Consider the following 16284-nt stretch of genomic DNA (forward strand, 5'->3'; position numbering starts at 1 on the left):
CCCGGCCGTGCGGAACGGCTCACCGAGTTCTCGGTGATAGTGCTCGGTGAGGGCCTGGCGCGCGTCGGCCAGCGCCGGATCGGGGAGCGGTTCGTGTTCTTCGTAGAACTTGAGCAAGCGGGGGACGTCGACGACGCGGTCGTACATCGGCCGGCGTTCGGCCTTCCACGGCACGTCGTCGACCAGCCGCTCGAACAGTGCGTCGGCGCCGGACAGCCAGCCGGGCAGCACGTCCACCCAGGCGCCGTGGTCCAAAGTCGTGCGGCGCGCATGCCGCAGCGACCCGAATTCGGTGTCACCGAACCCGTCGAGCAGTGATCCCTGCAACGGTGTCGACATGCTGCCGACAGTACCGCCGATCGAACATATGTGCTAGCGGTTTCTTGTCGCCGTCATGAAAAGGGACGAGCACGTCGTTGGGATCAGTCCTTCGCAGGGTCCGCTCCGGCCTGTTTGGATACCGAATCGCCCGGTTCGAGCGAATTCCACAACGAGCGATTCACCCGCACCTCGAGGGTGCTGCCGTCGCCGAGCCGCACAACCAGGCGGCGGTAGAGATTGGACCCGTCCAGCAGTCCGCGTGACTTCTCGACAACGGTCCCTTGCCATTCTTGCTGTGCCATTTGTCCGGCTCCTCGTTTCGAGTGCGCACCTTTGCCGCGCCATTCGCGGGGCGATCTCAGTGTTGTGCAGGACGCAGGTCCGGGGCATCGCCTCAGCGGTGTATGTCGGGGGATACCAGAGATGTAGGCAGGGACATCCCCGATGCGGACGGGGCCGACCTCGCCGGTGGCGAAGCTGTGGTTGCGCCCATCCGGAAGTGTCGCGGCGTCGAATACGCGATATCACTCCCCGAATTGTGGTGCGGCCGTAAGCGCTGTGCCGAAATGCTCGTCGATGAAGGAGCCGGGATGTCCCCTGCAGGTCGCCCACTTTCCGTCGTGCCGTTCGCCGTCGCCACGGCGCTGACCGGGATGCTGCTGGCCGCGGCGGCGGTGGCCGAAGCCGGAACCGTCGAACCGGACAAGGTTTTCAAACCCGCCGCGCGCTTATGCGTTCATCAATTACGCGACGCCGGTTGGCGCACAGACCTATTCGTGCGTTGTGTGAAGAACGAGATCGATCAGCGGATCGAGGACGGCAAAGAGAACGGCCGGTTCAAGCGGGACGTGGACCGTGCTCGGGCGTGCGTCGACGCGGTCGGCGGGGGTGTCGCCGAAGTGAGCGAACGAGACGTAACGGACAAGCTGGTGCGGTGCCTGTTCGACGCCGCCGCCGGATAGTGTCGCCGGGGTGATGTTGTTGCGCCCCAGCGGATCAGCGGGCGCTGCTCGTCGCGAAATGTTCGACCAGCAATCGGCTCGTCGGTTCCGGCGCCTCCTCGGGGATCCAGTGTGAGACGCCGGACAGGACCTCGAGGCGGAAAGGGCCGTCCGCGTAGCGCGCACACAGTTTGTTCCCGGTGTCGAGGACAGCGGTGTCCCCGTCGCTCCAGATCTGCAGCACGGGTGCGGTGACATGCCCGCGCAGCATCCGCGGCGAGCCGAAAGGCATGCCGCGATACCAGTTCAGGCCGCCGCGGGCGATTGTCCGGTCCCGCACGCGCGCGCTGTCGCGGGCGGCGACCTCGGCGGATTGTCCTGTCCGCCGGAGCAATTGGGGAAACAAGCCCGAACGCAGCAGCAGTTCGGGGAGTAGCGGCAGCTGGAAAAGGTACATGTACCAGGACGCCAGCCCCTGCTTGCTGGTCACCATCGCGCGGGCGAACGCGCCGGGATGCGGTACGGACAGCGCCGACAGCGAGAGCAGGCGATCCTGCATCGTGATCCCCGCCGCCCAAGCGGCCACGGCGCCCCAGTCGTGGCCGACCACGTGCGTGGGCCGCCCGATCTGCTCGATCATCGCCTCGACGTCGGCGGCCAGTTCGTCCATCCGGTACGCCCGGCGGCCGCGGGGCGCCGCGGTCGGGCTGGCGCCACGCTGATCCGGCGCGAAGGTTCGGTAACCGGCCTTGTTCAGCAGTTCCGCCACCGGCGTCCAGCTGCGCGAATCCTGCGGCCAGCCGTGCAGCAGCAGCACCGGTTCGCCGGTGAGCGGTCCGGTGTCACGCACCGGGAACACCAGCCCGGCGCGCTGGAAAGTGGTGATCCGGTTGGACTCGTCGGCAGAGATATCGGTCGCCATTGACCCTCCCGTGGTTCGCGGCTTCCTATGTAGCGTGTCACACCACTCCGTTTAACGCTACTGTCGGTTACGCATATATCTCCCGAGGAAACGGGCATATCGGATCGACCGCGTGGCACCGCTCACAACCGGTCCGTGGCACCGCTCACACCGCCTATACCAGGTGAAAGCCGCGTCGCGGCCGCTGTTACGCTGCTTGCCGTAAGACATCCTTTAACGGACCGTCCCGTGAGGCGGGGAAGGAGGTCGGCATGGCTGTGCCCGAAGATCGGGCCGCCGAGTCCGGCGCTGCCGAGACATCGCAGCGACACACCCCGGAATGGGTGGGGGCAGGACGGGAGCTGTTGTCGGCTTCCGATGTCAGTCGGACCATCGCGCGGATCGCGCATCAGATCATCGAGAAGACCGCGCTGGACGCGGGCGCCACCGACGCCCCGCGCGTGGTGCTGATCGGCATTCCTACCCGCGGCACCTCACTGGCCGCGCGGCTCACGGACAAGATCCAGGAATTCTCCGGCGTCCGGCCCGCGCTCGGCTCGCTCGACATCACCCTCTACCGCGACGACCTGCGCACCCGGCCGCACCGGCCGCTGGAGCGCACCTCGGTGCCCGAGGGCGGGATCGAGGACGCGCTGGTCGTGCTCGTCGACGACGTGCTGTTCTCCGGTCGCACCGTGCGCTCCGCCCTCGACGGACTGCGCGACCTCGGCCGTCCCCGCGCCGTGCAACTCGCGGTGCTCATCGACCGCGGCCACCGCGAACTCCCGATTCGCGCCGACTACGTCGGCAAGAACGTGCCCACCTCCCGCGCCGAGGACATCTCGGTCCTGCTCACCGAACACGACGGGCGGGACGGGGTTTATCTGCGGCAGGAGACTGAGTCGTGAGCGAGCGCAGCGAGGGAACCATCGACACAGCGGCCGAATGGCTTACGGCGGAACCGAGCGTCAGCGAGGTGGAGTCGTGAGGCACCTTTTGACGGTCACTGATCTGGATCGGGCCGGCGCGACGGCCCTGCTCGACGAGGCCGAACGTTTCGAGCAGGCGCTGCTCGGCCGTGAGGTGCACAAGCTGCCGACCCTGCGCGGTCGCACCGTGATGACGGTGTTCTACGAGAACTCCACGCGCACGCGGGTGTCGTTCGAGGTGGCGGGTAAGTGGATGAGCGCCGACGTGATCAACGTCAGCGCCAGCAGTTCGTCGGTGTCCAAGGGCGAGTCGCTGCGCGACACCGCGCTCACCTTGCACGCGGCGGGCGCGGACGCGCTGATCGTCCGGCATCCGGCTTCCGGTGCGGCACACCAGATCGCGCGCTGGATGGATGCCTGGGCCGTGCAGTCCGGCCGCACGTCGGGTCCGGCGATCATCAACGCGGGCGACGGCACGCACCAGCATCCGACGCAGGCGCTGCTGGACGCGCTCACGCTGCGCCAGCGGCTCGGCGATATCGAGGGCAAGCGGGTCGTCATCGTCGGCGACATCCTGCACAGCCGGGTTGCGCGCTCGAATGTCTTCCTGCTCGACACCCTTGGCGCCGAGGTGGTGCTGGTCGCGCCGCGCACGCTGCTGCCGGTGGGCGCGGACAGCTGGCCCGCTCGGGTCGCGCACTCGCTCGACGCCGAATTGCCCGGCGCGGACGCGGTGCTCATGCTGCGGGTGCAGGCGGAGCGGATGAACGGCGGGTTCTTCCCGTCAGCCCGCGAGTACTCGATCAACTACGGCTTGTCCGAGCGCCGGATGGCGCTGCTGGACGAGCACGCGGTGGTGCTGCATCCGGGCCCGATGTTGCGCGGCATGGAAATCGCGTCGCCGGTGGCGGATTCGCCGAAGTCCGCGATCCTGCAGCAGGTGACCAACGGAGTGCACATGCGGATGGCCGTCCTGTTCCGGCTGATGGTCGGCACCCAGGAGGCGATCGCGTGAGGACGAACAGCGAAGGCGTCATGAGTGAATTGCTGATCAGGGGAGCGCGGGTATACGGCGAGGGTGAGCCGGTGGACGTGCTGGTGCGCGACGGCGTGATCGCCGCGATCGGCACGGACGTGGCCGCAAGTGCGGATGCCGAGATCATCGACGCGGCGGGCCAGATCCTGCTCCCCGGTTTCGTCGACTTGCACACGCATCTGCGCGAACCCGGCCGCGAGGATACCGAGACGATCGAATCCGGTTCCGCCGCAGCCGCATTGGGCGGTTACACCGCGGTGTTCGCGATGGCCAACACCAACCCGGTCGCCGACTCGGTGGTGGTCACCGATCACGTGTGGCGGCGCGGGCAGGAGGTCGGCCTGGTCGACGTGTACCCGGTGGGTGCGGTCACGGTCGGGCTCGAAGGGAAGCAGCTCGCCGAAATGGGCACCATGGCAGCGGGTGTCGGCGCGGTGCGGATGTTCTCCGACGACGGGCACTGTGTCTACGATCCGCTGCTCATGCGGCGCGCGCTGGAGTACGCGAACACGCTCGGCGTACTGATCGCCCAGCATGCGGAGGAACCGCGGCTCACCGTCGGCGCGATCGCGCACGAGGGCCCGACCGCGGCCCGGCTCGGTCTGGCCGGCTGGCCGCGGGCGGCCGAGGAGTCGATCGTGGCGCGCGACGCGCTGCTCGCCCGCGATGCCGGTGCGCGCGTGCACATCTGCCACGCTTCCACCGCGGGCACCGTCGAGCTGGTGAAATGGGCCAAGGCGCAAGGGATCTCGATCACCGCCGAGGTCACCCCGCACCATTTGCTGCTGGACGACTCACGCCTGGAAACCTACGACGCGGTCAACAAGGTCAACCCGCCGCTGCGCGAGGCGTCCGACGCCGCCGCGCTGCGTCAGGCCCTGGCCGACGGCGTGATCGACTGCGTCGCCACCGATCACGCCCCGCACGCCGAACAGGACAAGTGCTGCGAGTTCGCTGCCGCCCGCCCCGGCATGCTCGGCTTGGAGACCGCGCTGTCGATCATCGTGCAGACCATGGTGCGGCCCGGCCTGCTGGACTGGCGCGGCGTGGCCCGCGTGATGAGTGAGCGGCCCGCCGCGATCGTCGGTCTCGACGAGCACGGCAGGCCGATCGAGGTCGGCGAGCCCGCGAACCTGACGCTGATCGACCCGGACGCCACCTGGACGGTGCGCGCGAAGGAACTCGCGTCCATCTCGAACAACACCCCGTTCGAGGACATGACGTTTCCGGCCCGAGTGACAACGACGTTGCTCAGGGGACGAGTAACCGCCCGCGAGGGCAAAGCGGCACCGCAGGGCACAGGAGGTCCGTAAGTGGAAAGAACGCTGTGGGTGATCGGCCTGCTCGCGCTGTTCGCTTTGTGCGTCTGGTTGATGTATCGAGGCTGGCAGAACCGGGCGGCGCGGCAGACGGACCGGATCGGCGAACTGCCCACCGTGCCCGCCGATCTCGGCGCGCAGGTGCTGGAGCCGACCACCGGCCTCTACCTCGGCAGCACGATCGCGCCGAGCTGGCAGGACCGGATCACGGTGGGCGACCTGGGTTTCCGCGCCACCGCGGAGCTGACCCGGTTCGAACGGGGGATTCTGCTCGAGCGCGACGGCGCGACGGTGATCTGGATTCCGCAGGAGTCCATCACCGCGGTGCGCACCGAGCGCGGGCACGCGGGGAAAGTAATGACACAGGATGGTGTGCTGGTAATTCGCTGGCAGCTGCCCACCGGGACCGAGATCGATACCGGTTTCCGGGGTGACGACAAGTCGGTGTACCCGGCTTGGACGCGGGGCCTGCCGAGCGAACAGACCAGCACGACGACGGGAGACGACGAGGGATGACACAGCAAGCAGCTGCTCTGGTGCTGGAGGACGGCCGGGTGTTCCGCGGCGCGGCCTACGGCGCCGTGGGCGAGACGCTCGGCGAGGCGGTGTTCTGCACCGCGATGACCGGCTACCAGGAGACCCTCACCGACCCCAGCTATCACCGTCAGATCGTGGTCGCCGCGGCGCCGCAGATCGGCAACACCGGCTGGAACGACGAGGACGACGAGTCCGGCAAGATCTGGGTCGCCGGCTACGTGGTGCGTGATCCCGCGCGGCGCGCGTCCAACTGGCGCGCCACCACCACGCTGCCCGAGGCGATGCAGCGCCAGGACATCGTCGGCATCGCCGGGGTCGACACCCGCGCGCTGGTGCGGCACCTGCGCACCCGCGGCTCGATGAAGGCGGGCATCTTCTCCGGTCCCGCGCTCGCGGACACCGACGAGCTGCTGGCCCGGGTCACCGGTCAGCCGTCGATGCTCGGCGCCGACCTGGCCGAGGAGGTGAGCACCGACGCGATGTACACCATCGAGCCGACCGGCGACCGGCGCTTCACCGTGGTCGCGGTCGACCTCGGGATCAAGACCAACACCCCGCGCATGTTCGCCGAGCGCGGCATGCGGGTGCACGTGGTGCCGTCGAACGCGCCGCTCGAGCAGATCCTCGACCTGAACCCGGACGGGGTGTTCCTGTCCAACGGTCCCGGCGACCCGGCCACCCAGGACGGCGCGGTCGCGCTGACCAAGGGCGTGCTGGAGCGCGGGCTGCCGCTGTTCGGCATCTGCTTCGGCAACCAGATCCTGGGCCGGGCGCTGGGCCGCGACACCTACAAGATGAAGTTCGGCCACCGCGGCATCAACATCCCGGTCGTCGAGCACGAGACCGGGCGCATCTCGATCACCGCGCAGAACCACGGGTTCGCGCTGGAGGGCGAGCAGGGCGAACAGTTCGACACCCCGTTCGGCAAGGCCGAGGTGAGCCATGTCTGCGCCAACGACGGCACCGTCGAGGGCGTCCGGCTGGTCGACGGCCGCGCGTTCTCGGTGCAGTACCACCCGGAGGCCGCCGCGGGTCCGCACGACGCCGCGTACCTCTTCGACCGGTTCGCCGGTCTCATGGCAGGCGGCCCGGCCGCGCAGCGGAAGGGAATCTGATGCCACGTCGTACCGACCTCGAACACATCCTGGTCATCGGCTCCGGCCCGATCGTCATCGGCCAGGCCTGCGAATTCGACTACTCCGGCACGCAGGCCTGCCGGGTGCTGCGGGCCGAGGGCCTGCGCGTCTCGCTGGTGAACTCCAACCCGGCGACCATCATGACCGACCCCGAGTTCGCCGACTCCACCTACGTGGAGCCGATCACCGCGGAGTTCGTCGAGAAGGTCATCGCCAAGGAGCGCCCGGACGCCATCCTGGCCACCCTGGGCGGACAGACCGCGCTGAACACCGCGGTCGCGCTGCACGAGAACGGGGTGCTGGAGAAGTACAACGTCGAGCTGATCGGCGCCGATTTCGAGGCCATCCAGCGCGGTGAGGACCGGCAGAAGTTCAAGGACATCGTCGCCGAGGTCGGCGGCGAAAGCGCCCGCTCGCGCGTCTGTTTCACGATGGACGAGGTCCGTGAAACGGTCGGCGAACTCGGCTTCCCGGTGGTCGTGCGGCCCTCGTTCACCATGGGCGGGCTCGGCTCGGGCATGGCCTACAACCACGACGACCTCGACCGGATCGCCGGCGGCGGCCTGGCCGCCTCGCCCACCGCGAACGTGCTCATCGAGGAATCCATCCTGGGCTGGAAGGAATACGAGCTCGAGCTGATGCGCGACGGCCGCGACAACGTCGTGGTGGTCTGCTCGATCGAGAACGTGGACCCGATGGGCGTGCACACCGGCGACTCGATGACCGTCGCCCCGGCCATGACGCTCACCGACCGCGAGTACCAGAAGCTGCGTGACCTCGGCATCGCGATCCTGCGCGAGGTCGGCGTGGACACCGGCGGCTGCAACATCCAGTTCGCGGTGAACCCCGCCGACGGCCGCCTGATCGTCATCGAGATGAACCCGCGCGTCTCGCGTTCGTCCGCGTTGGCTTCCAAGGCAACGGGTTTCCCGATCGCCAAGATCGCCGCCAAGCTGGCCATCGGCTACACCCTGGACGAGATCGTCAACGACATCACCAAGGAGACGCCGGCCTGTTTCGAGCCGACGCTGGACTACGTGGTGGTCAAGGCGCCGCGGTTCGCGTTCGAGAAGTTCCCCGGCGCCGACCCGACGCTGACCACCACGATGAAGTCGGTCGGCGAGGCGATGTCGCTGGGCCGCAACTTCACCGAGGCGCTCGGCAAGGTGCTGCGCTCGCTGGAGACCAAGGCCGCGGGCTTCTGGACCCAGGCCGACGGCAAGTGGACCGACGTGGAAGCGATCCTGGAAGACCTGCGCACCCCGACCGAGGGCCGCATCTATCAGGTCGAGCGTGCGCTGCGCCTGGGTGCGAGCATCGAAACCGTCGCCGCCGCATCGGGTATCGACCCCTGGTTCGTCGCCGAGATCGCCGGCCTGGTCGAGCTGCGTACCGAGATCATCGACGCGCCGGTGCTGGACGAGCCGCTGCTGCGGCGGGCCAAGCACTACGGCCTGTCCGACGGTCAGCTGGCCGCGCTGCGCCCGGAACTGGCCGGGGAGACGGGCGTTCGCGCGCTGCGGCACCGGCTCGGGGTGCGTCCCGTGTTCAAGACGGTCGACACCTGCGCCGCCGAATTCGAGGCCAAGACCCCGTACCACTACTCGGCCTACGAGCTCGATCCCGCCGCCGAGTCCGAGGTCGCGCCGCAGCGCGAGCGGGACAAGGTGATCATCCTGGGTTCCGGCCCGAACCGGATCGGCCAGGGCATCGAGTTCGACTACTCGTGTGTCCATGCGGCGCAGACCCTTTCGCAGGCCGGCTACGAGACCGTGATGGTCAACTGCAACCCGGAAACCGTCTCCACCGACTACGACACCGCCGACCGGCTCTACTTCGAGCCGCTCACCTTCGAGGACGTGCTCGAGGTGTACCACGCCGAAAGCGAGTCCGGGCGGGTCACCGGTGTGATCGTGCAGCTCGGCGGGCAGACCCCGCTGGGCCTCGCGCAGCGGCTCACCGAGGCGGGCGTGCCGGTGGTCGGCACCAGCGCCGCCGCCATCGACCTGGCCGAGGACCGTGGCGAATTCGGCGATGTGCTCGTCGCGGCGGGACTGCCCGCGCCGAAGTACGGCACCGCGACCACCTTCGCGCAGGCCAAGAAGATCGCCGCGAGCATCGGTTATCCGGTGCTGGTCCGGCCGTCCTACGTGCTCGGCGGGCGCGGCATGGAGATCGTCTACGACGAGCAGTCCCTGGAGGGCTACATCTCCCGGGCCACCGAGCTCAGCCCCGAACATCCGGTGCTGGTGGACCGTTTCCTGGAGGACGCGATCGAGATCGACGTCGACGCGCTGTGCGACGGCGAGGAGGTCTACCTCGGCGGCGTGATGGAGCACATCGAGGAGGCCGGTATCCACTCCGGTGACTCGGCGTGCGCGCTGCCGCCGATCACCCTGGGCCGCAGCGATATCGAGGCGGTGCGCCGTTCGACCGTGGCGCTGGCCAAGGGCATCGGGGTCAAGGGCCTGCTCAACGTGCAGTACGCGCTCAAGGACGACGTGCTCTACGTGCTCGAGGCGAATCCGCGTGCCAGCCGGACGGTTCCGTTCGTGTCCAAGGCCACCGCGGTGCCGCTGGCCAAGGCGGCCGCGCGGATCATGCTCGGCGCCACCATCGCCCAGCTGCGCAAGGAAGGCATGCTGCCGGGTGAAGGCGACGGCGGGCACGTCCCGCTGGACGCGCCGGTGGCCGTGAAGGAGGCCGTGCTGCCGTTCCACCGGTTCCGCAAGGCCGATGGCACCGGCGTGGATTCGCTGCTCTCGCCGGAGATGAAGTCCACCGGCGAGGTGATGGGCATCGACGCCGATTTCGGCACGGCCTTCGCCAAGAGCCAGACCGCCGCCTACGGGTCGCTGCCCACCGAGGGCACGGTGTTCGTCTCGATCGCCAACCGGGACAAGCGTGCCATGGTGTTCCCGGTGAAGCGCCTGCACGACCTGGGATTCCGCATCCTGGCCACCGAGGGCACCGCGGAGATGCTGCGCCGCAACGGCATTCCGTGCGAGCGGGTGCGCAAGCACTCCGAACCCGAGACGGCGTCCGGCGAGTCGGGCGCACCGCAGCCCACGATCGTCGAGCAGATCCGCGACGGCGAGATCGACATGGTGTTCAACACCCCCTACGGCAACTCCGGTCCGCGCGTGGACGGCTACGAGATCCGCAGTGCCGCGGTGGGGGTCAACATCCCGTGCATCACCACCGTGCAGGGTGCGGCGGCCGCGGTGCAGGGCATCGAGGCCAGCATCAACGGCGGGATCGGGGTGCGGTCGCTGCAGGAACTGCACTCGGTGCTGCGTGGCTGATCGCGACGGCGGACGCGCCGCAGGACACGGAAGGAGGCCGGCGCGATGAAGACCTTCGGTGACCGATTGCAGCACGCCATGGCGCATTTCGGGCCGGTGTGCGTCGGCATCGACCCGCATCCGGGACTCCTGGCGTCCTGGGGGCTGAGCGTGGACGCGGACGGACTGGAGCAGTTCGCGGAGATCTGCGTCGAGGCCTTCGACGGCCGGGTCGCGATGGTCAAGCCGCAGGTGGCGTTCTTCGAAACCTACGGCTCGGCCGGAATCGCGGTGCTGGAGCGCACCATCGAGGTGTTGCGGGCCTCCGGCACGCTGGTGCTCGCCGACGCCAAGCGCGGCGACATCGGCTCGACCATGGACGCGTACGCGCAGGCCTGGCTGGGTGCGGGCCCGTTGGGTTCGGATGCGGTGACGGTGTCGCCGTACCTCGGATTCGGTTCGCTGGCACCGGCTCTGGACCTGGCCGCGGCGGCGCATCGCGGGGTGTTCGTGCTGGCCGCCACCTCGAACCCCGAAGGGGCGCAGGTGCAACGGGTCGACACGGGGGCGGGCCGCACGGTCGCGCAACTGATGGTCGACGAGGCCGCCGCGCGCAACGCGGGTGCGGGCTTCGGCTCGGTCGGCGTCGTGATCGGCGCGACCCTGACCGACGCCCCGGACCTGTCGGCGCTGAACGGACCGATCCTGATGCCGGGTGTCGGCGCCCAGGGCGGCGGGCCGGAAACCATCCGTGAGCTGGTCCCCGAGGCCATGTTCCGGGCGGCGGTGCCCGCGGTGTCGCGCGAGGTGCTGCGCGACGGACCGGACGTGCCCGCGCTACGGGCGGGGCTGGCCCGATTCCAGGAAGCGTTCGCGTTTCTCCAGAAATAAATGAAACGAACTCCGAGACCGGCGCACCAGCGCCGGTCTCGGTGCTTTTTGCGGCCGGAGCGCGCTGCTCGGGTGCGGTCATGTGCACGCGTGCATGCGGCCCGTAGCGGGGCCTGTACGCCCCGCCAGGCGGATTTTGCCCAGGATCGGTCTATCCGGCCCGATCAAGCCTTCAACCGCGCAGAATGGCGTCAGCGTGCGGTGCGGGGCTTGGTCCGGCGCACGGCCGCGGCGGCGCCCAACCGGTCATTTGACCGGACTGTGGCGCGCGACACGCTGAAAGGCAGCACGACACGCGGAAAATTCCGAGAAAGTTCCTGGTCGGACTCGTCCGGGTTTGCCAGCGTCGCATGTCACGTCACCGCAACCTGCTGGCTAACGTGTGTCGGATGTGAAAACTCCCTGCTGAAGGGGCATTTCGCGATTTCGGCGGTACGATCTGCGCAGCGGTAGAGGGCCCGTGCGATGCGCCTCGCTCTCGCGTCTACGGCATCCGGAATCATGCGCTGACCTGGGGGGTGGGTTCGCAATCTGCGGATGCCGTGGGTACGGTCGCTGAGACTGCCGGGTTACCGGCAGGAGTTGATGCAATGAACGATGAGACGGAGGAACCGTGGCCCTTCCCCAGCTGACTGACGAGCAGCGCGCCGCTGCTTTGGAGAAGGCGGCTGCCGCTCGCCGCGCTCGGGCGGAGCTCAAGGAGCGCCTGAAGCGAGGCGGCACCAACCTGAAGCAGGTCCTCACCGATGCCGAGTCCGATGAGATTCTCGGCAAGATGAAGGTGTCGGCGCTGCTCGAGGCCCTGCCGAAGGTGGGCAAGGTCAAGGCGGCGGAAATCATGAGTGAACTGGAGATCGCCCCCACCCGGCGGCTGCGCGGACTGGGCGATCGGCAGCGCAAGGCGCTGCTGGCCCGGTTCGACTTCGACGCCTGATAACGAGGGTGGTCGAACACACGCGGAAGGGTCGGCTGGTTGTACTGGTCGGCCCCTCGGCCGTTGGCAAGTCCACCGTGGTCCGCTGCGTCCGCGAGCGACTGCCGCACCTGATCTTCAGTGTGTCGGCAACGACCCGGGCTCCGCGGCCCGGGGAGGTCGACGGTCTCGACTATCGGTTCGTGTCCCGGGAAGAGTTCGACGCCATGATCGAGGCGGGCGAACTGCTCGAGTGGGCGGATATTCACGGTGGCTTGCAGCGTTCGGGCACCCCGGCAGCGCCGGTACGGGCCGCTCTCGCGGACGGTCTACCGGTGTTGGTCGAAGTGGACCTCGAGGGCGCGCGCTCGGTACGCAAAGCGATACCGGAGGCGACCCTGGCGTTTCTCGCGCCGCCGAGCTGGGACGAGCTGGTCTCCCGGCTCACCTCACGCGGCACCGAATCGCCCGAGGTGATCGCCCGCAGGTTGGAAACCGCCAGGACCGAACTGGCGGCCTGTGACGAGTTCGACATCGTCATAGTGAACGACGAGGTGACCAGCGCCTGTGAGCAGTTGGTATCGTTGTTCGTTAGCACAAATTCGAGTTCGTGACCCCGACCGGCTGCGGCCGGTCCGGCACGCTCGGGTTCACCAGCCCGGCCGGGCCCAGCCCGGCCACCACCTCCAACGCGCAGGAGCCCTCCTAGTGAGCAGTACGGACCTCAAGACCGTTCCCGCATACGACACCCCGATCGGCCTCACCAACCCCCCGATCGATGAGCTGCTGGAGCGCACTTCGTCCAAGTACGCCCTGGTCATCTACGCGGCCAAGCGGGCCCGCCAGATCAACGACTACTACAACCAGCTCGGCGACGGCATCCTCGAATACGTCGGCCCGCTGGTCGAGCCCGGCCTGCAGGAGAAGCCGCTCTCGGTTGCCATGCGCGAGATCCACTCCGACCTGCTCGAGCACTCCGAAGGCGAGTAGGCCCGAGTGTGCGCGTCGTCCGATGGACGCCGCGGTACCGAATTCCCCGCGGCGCGGGGATGAACCAGCAGCCGGAGGCACAGTGAGCACCCTACGGATCGTCGTCGGCGTCGGCGGCGGTATCGCCGCCTACAAAGCCTGCTCGCTGGTCCGGCGGTTCACCGAGACCGGACACCGGGTTCGGGTGATCCCCACCGAGTCGGCGTTGCAGTTCGTCGGCAAGGCCACCTTCGAGGCGTTGTCCGGGAACCCGGTGCACACCGATGTGTTCACCGACGTGCCCGAGGTGCCGCATGTCCGGCTGGGCCAGGAGGCGGACCTCGTGGTCATCGCCCCGGCGACCGCCGACCTGATGGCACGCGCGGCCCAGGGCCGCGCCGACGACCTGCTCACCGCGACGCTGCTGACGGCCCGATGTCCGATCGTGTTCGCGCCCGCGATGCACACCGAGATGTGGGAGCATCCGGCGACCGTCGCCAATGTCGCGACGCTGCGCGCCCACGGTGCGATCGTCATGGAGCCCGCGTCGGGTCGGCTCACCGGCACCGACACCGGACCGGGACGGCTGCCCGAGCCCGAGGAGATCTTCGGACTGGCCACCTTGCTGCTGGAACGTGCCGACGCCATCCCGCGTGACCTCGAGGGTCGCCGCGTGGTGATCACCGCGGGCGGCACCAGGGAACCGCTGGATCCGGTGCGCTTCCTCGGCAACCGCAGTTCGGGCAAGCAGGGCTACGCCCTCGCCCGGGTCGCGGCACAGCGCGGCGCGCACGTCACGCTGATCGCGGGCAACACGATCGAGATGGCCGCACCCGCGGCCGTCGACCTGGTGCACATCACCACCGCCGAGCAGTTGAAGACCGCGGTGGACAAGCACGCGGTCGGCGCCGACGCGGTGATCATGGCGGCGGCGGTGGCCGATTTCCGGCCCACCGACGTGGCCGCGGCCAAGATCAAGAAGGGCGCGGGCGAACCCGACGTCATCGCCTTGACCAAGACCACCGATATCCTCGCCGGCCTGGTGCAGGCCCGGCGGGACGGACAGCTGCCCGGCACCGCGATCGTCGGATTCGCCGCCGAGACCGGTGACGAACACGGCGACGTGCTCACCTACGCGCGGGCCAAGCTGGCCCGCAAGGGGTGCGATCTGCTGGTGGTCAACGCGGTCGGCGAAGGCAAGGCGTTCGAGGTCGACACCAACAACGGCTGGCTGCTCGGTGCGGACGGTACCGAACAGTCGCTCGATCACGGGTCGAAAGCGCTGCTCGCCAGCCGTGTGCTCGACGCGCTCGGCCCGCTGTTGCGCTGAAACTCATTGCGCGACTGGGATAATGCCCCAGGAACTATCATCAACCGAGTGACGTCAGGGTGAACGATCGATCCCGCTGCGGGAGAGTCAGGTCTCTCCGAGTCCAGCGCGTCAGTGGTTTGCCATAGTCTGAAACGAAGGGTTTGCGCGGCGACGGCATCGCGTTACTGTCGCAAATCGTACGAATGACCCGTGAGGGAGAGGGAAGAACTGTGCGCACGTCCGGCAGCCGGCTATTCACCAGTGAGTCCGTGACCGAAGGTCACCCGGACAAGATCTGTGACGCCATCAGCGATTCCATTCTCGACGCGTTACTGACCGAGGACCCGCGCAGCCGGGTCGCGGTGGAAACCCTCGTGACGACCGGCCAGGTCCACGTCGCGGGTGAGGTCACCACCTCCGCATATGCCGACATTCCCCGCATCGTCCGGGAAAAGGTTCTCGAAATCGGATACGACTCCTCGGCAAAGGGATTCGATGGCAATTCCTGCGGCGTCAATATCGCGATCGGCGCGCAATCGCCGGATATCGCGCAGGGTGTGGACACTTCGCACGAGGCGCGGGTCGGCGGCTCCGATGACGAGATCGAGAAGCAGGGCGCGGGCGACCAGGGCCTGATGTTCGGCTACGCGACCAGCGACACCCCCGAACTCATGCCGCTGCCCATCGCGCTCGCGCATCGCCTGTCGCGCAAGCTGACCGAGGTGCGCAAGTCCGGCGTGCTGCCCTACCTGCGGCCCGACGGCAAGACCCAGGTCACCATCGAATACGACGGCGATCGTCCGGTCCGGCTGGACACGGTGGTCATCTCCACCCAGCACGCCGCCGATATCGACCTGGACAACCTGCTCGCGCCCGACATCCGGGAAAAGGTCGTCGACGCGGTGCTGGCCGACCTCGAACTACCCAGCCTGGACACCTCCGAGATCCGCCTGCTGGTCAACCCGACCGGCAAGTTCGTGCTCGGCGGCCCGATGGGCGACGCGGGCCTGACCGGCCGCAAGATCATCGTCGACACCTACGGCGGCATGGCCCGCCACGGCGGCGGCGCGTTCTCCGGCAAGGACCCGTCGAAGGTGGACCGCTCTGCCGCGTACGCCATGCGCTGGGTCGCCAAGAACGTCGTGGCGGCCGGCCTGTCCGAGCGCGTCGAGGTCCAGGTGGCCTACGCCATCGGCAAGTCCGCGCCCGTCGGCCTGTTCGTGGAAACCTTCGGCACCGAAAAGGTCGACCCGGAGCGCATCGCCACCGCGATCAAAGAGGTCTTCGACCTGCGCCCCGGCGCCATCATCCGCGACCTGGACCTGCTGCGCCCGATCTACGCCCCGACCGCCGCGTACGGCCACTTCGGCCGCACCGACGTCGACCTGCCCTGGGAGCACACCGACCGCGCCGACAAGCTGCGCGCAGCCGTCGGCCTGTAGATGGAGACGTCGGTCCGGGCGTCGTTCCGCCTCCCGCGGTTGGACTTCGCGCGGACCGACCCTTCCTTCCGCCGGGCTGGTTCGCGGGTGCCGCGCGCGCAGGTCGCCGCACCCGTTGTGCGTTCACGCCCGGTTTCTGCGTTCCCGCACCCGCTGTGGCGTGGTGGAGCGGGTGCACGAGCGCAGAACGGATGCGGAGTGGTGGCGTCGCCGCGCGTGGCCCGGGTTGTGCGTTCCCGCGCGGGTTCCGTGTTCGCGCACCGGCTGTGGCGTGGTGGAGTGGGTGCGGGAGCGCAGAACGGGTGCGGGAATCTCGGTGTGCGTCGAGGGTCTGACGCGTCGTCGAGTGGTGG

15 protein-coding genes and 1 pseudogene are annotated in these 16284 nt (G+C 68.6%); 13 read left to right on the top strand and 3 right to left on the bottom strand.

The window, feature by feature from the left end:
* Together NBRGI_RS40125 and NBRGI_RS40130 are read right to left on the bottom strand one after the other, a co-directional pair.
* Nucleotides 1-339, bottom strand: a pseudogene (locus tag NBRGI_RS40125) (alpha-ketoglutarate-dependent dioxygenase AlkB); the annotation flags it as partial.
* An 83-nt stretch (nucleotides 340-422) separates the two neighbouring features.
* The gene (locus NBRGI_RS40130; protein ID WP_029903109.1) at nucleotides 423-623 is read right to left on the bottom strand and encodes a DUF7489 domain-containing protein; all 201 of its coding nucleotides are present in this window, start codon (nucleotides 621-623) and stop codon (nucleotides 423-425) included.
* Nucleotides 624-911: 288 nt separating this feature from the next.
* On the opposite strand from NBRGI_RS40130, the gene NBRGI_RS40135 reads away from it, so the two are divergent.
* The gene (locus NBRGI_RS40135; protein WP_148311148.1) at nucleotides 912-1283 is read left to right on the top strand and encodes a hypothetical protein; all 372 of its coding nucleotides are present in this window, start codon (nucleotides 912-914) and stop codon (nucleotides 1281-1283) included.
* Between the two features lie 34 nt (nucleotides 1284-1317).
* Here the strand turns inward: NBRGI_RS40135 and NBRGI_RS40140 are convergent, their stop codons facing one another.
* Entirely contained in the window at nucleotides 1318-2184 is an 867-nt protein-coding gene (locus tag NBRGI_RS40140; RefSeq protein WP_029903113.1) for an alpha/beta fold hydrolase, read from the bottom strand.
* Between the two features lie 251 nt (nucleotides 2185-2435).
* On the opposite strand from NBRGI_RS40140, the gene pyrR reads away from it, so the two are divergent.
* The 12 genes from pyrR to metK all read left to right on the top strand — a co-directional run bounded on the left by pyrR (nucleotide 2436) and on the right by metK (nucleotide 15931).
* Nucleotides 2436-3071, top strand: a complete 636-nt coding sequence (pyrR, locus tag NBRGI_RS40145) for a bifunctional pyr operon transcriptional regulator/uracil phosphoribosyltransferase PyrR (protein WP_029903115.1) — start codon at nucleotides 2436-2438, stop codon at nucleotides 3069-3071.
* 76 nt (nucleotides 3072-3147) lie between these two features.
* Nucleotides 3148-4107: an aspartate carbamoyltransferase catalytic subunit gene (locus NBRGI_RS40150; RefSeq protein WP_029903117.1), complete on the top strand. Its 960-nt coding sequence runs from the start codon at nucleotides 3148-3150 to the stop codon at nucleotides 4105-4107.
* Nucleotides 4108-4127: 20 nt separating this feature from the next.
* Nucleotides 4128-5441: a dihydroorotase gene (locus NBRGI_RS40155; RefSeq protein ID WP_029903119.1), complete on the top strand. Its 1314-nt coding sequence runs from the start codon at nucleotides 4128-4130 to the stop codon at nucleotides 5439-5441.
* Complete coding sequence (locus NBRGI_RS40160; RefSeq protein ID WP_029903121.1) at nucleotides 5442-5963, top strand: PH-like domain-containing protein; 522 nt, start codon at nucleotides 5442-5444, stop codon at nucleotides 5961-5963.
* On the top strand, nucleotides 5960-7099 hold the full coding sequence (gene carA / locus NBRGI_RS40165; protein ID WP_029903123.1) for a glutamine-hydrolyzing carbamoyl-phosphate synthase small subunit: 1140 nt from the start codon (nucleotides 5960-5962) through the stop codon (nucleotides 7097-7099). Before NBRGI_RS40160 ends, carA begins: the two co-directional genes overlap by 4 nt.
* Nucleotides 7099-10425 (top strand): carbamoyl-phosphate synthase large subunit, encoded by a 3327-nt coding sequence (gene carB, locus NBRGI_RS40170; RefSeq protein WP_029903125.1) that lies wholly within the window; start codon nucleotides 7099-7101, stop codon nucleotides 10423-10425. Before carA ends, carB begins: the two co-directional genes overlap by 1 nt.
* Nucleotides 10426-10470: 45 nt before the next feature.
* Nucleotides 10471-11295, top strand: coding sequence for an orotidine-5'-phosphate decarboxylase (pyrF, locus tag NBRGI_RS40175; protein WP_029903127.1), 825 nt, complete (start codon nucleotides 10471-10473; stop codon nucleotides 11293-11295).
* Between the two features lie 613 nt (nucleotides 11296-11908).
* On the top strand, nucleotides 11909-12229 hold the full coding sequence (gene mihF, locus NBRGI_RS40180) for an integration host factor, actinobacterial type (protein WP_014986450.1): 321 nt from the start codon (nucleotides 11909-11911) through the stop codon (nucleotides 12227-12229).
* Nucleotides 12230-12237: 8 nt separating this feature from the next.
* Nucleotides 12238-12822 carry a guanylate kinase gene (gmk, locus tag NBRGI_RS40185; protein ID WP_014986449.1) on the top strand — a complete coding sequence of 195 codons (585 nt, stop codon included), beginning with the start codon at nucleotides 12238-12240 and terminating at the stop codon, nucleotides 12820-12822.
* Between the two features lie 94 nt (nucleotides 12823-12916).
* Complete coding sequence (rpoZ, locus tag NBRGI_RS40195) at nucleotides 12917-13198, top strand: DNA-directed RNA polymerase subunit omega (protein ID WP_014986448.1); 282 nt, start codon at nucleotides 12917-12919, stop codon at nucleotides 13196-13198.
* A gap of 22 nt (nucleotides 13199-13220) precedes the next feature.
* Nucleotides 13221-14507: a bifunctional phosphopantothenoylcysteine decarboxylase/phosphopantothenate--cysteine ligase CoaBC gene (gene coaBC / locus NBRGI_RS40200; protein ID WP_228832169.1), complete on the top strand. Its 1287-nt coding sequence runs from the start codon at nucleotides 13221-13223 to the stop codon at nucleotides 14505-14507.
* 212 nt (nucleotides 14508-14719) lie between these two features.
* Nucleotides 14720-15931, top strand: coding sequence for a methionine adenosyltransferase (gene metK / locus NBRGI_RS40205; RefSeq protein ID WP_029903131.1), 1212 nt, complete (start codon nucleotides 14720-14722; stop codon nucleotides 15929-15931).
* Nucleotides 15932-16284: the final 353 nt, after the last annotated feature.

Origin of the sequence: Nocardia brasiliensis IFM 10847 (assembly GCF_000710915.1) — a bacterium.
Lineage (GTDB): Bacteria > Actinomycetota > Actinomycetes > Mycobacteriales > Mycobacteriaceae > Nocardia > Nocardia brasiliensis_A.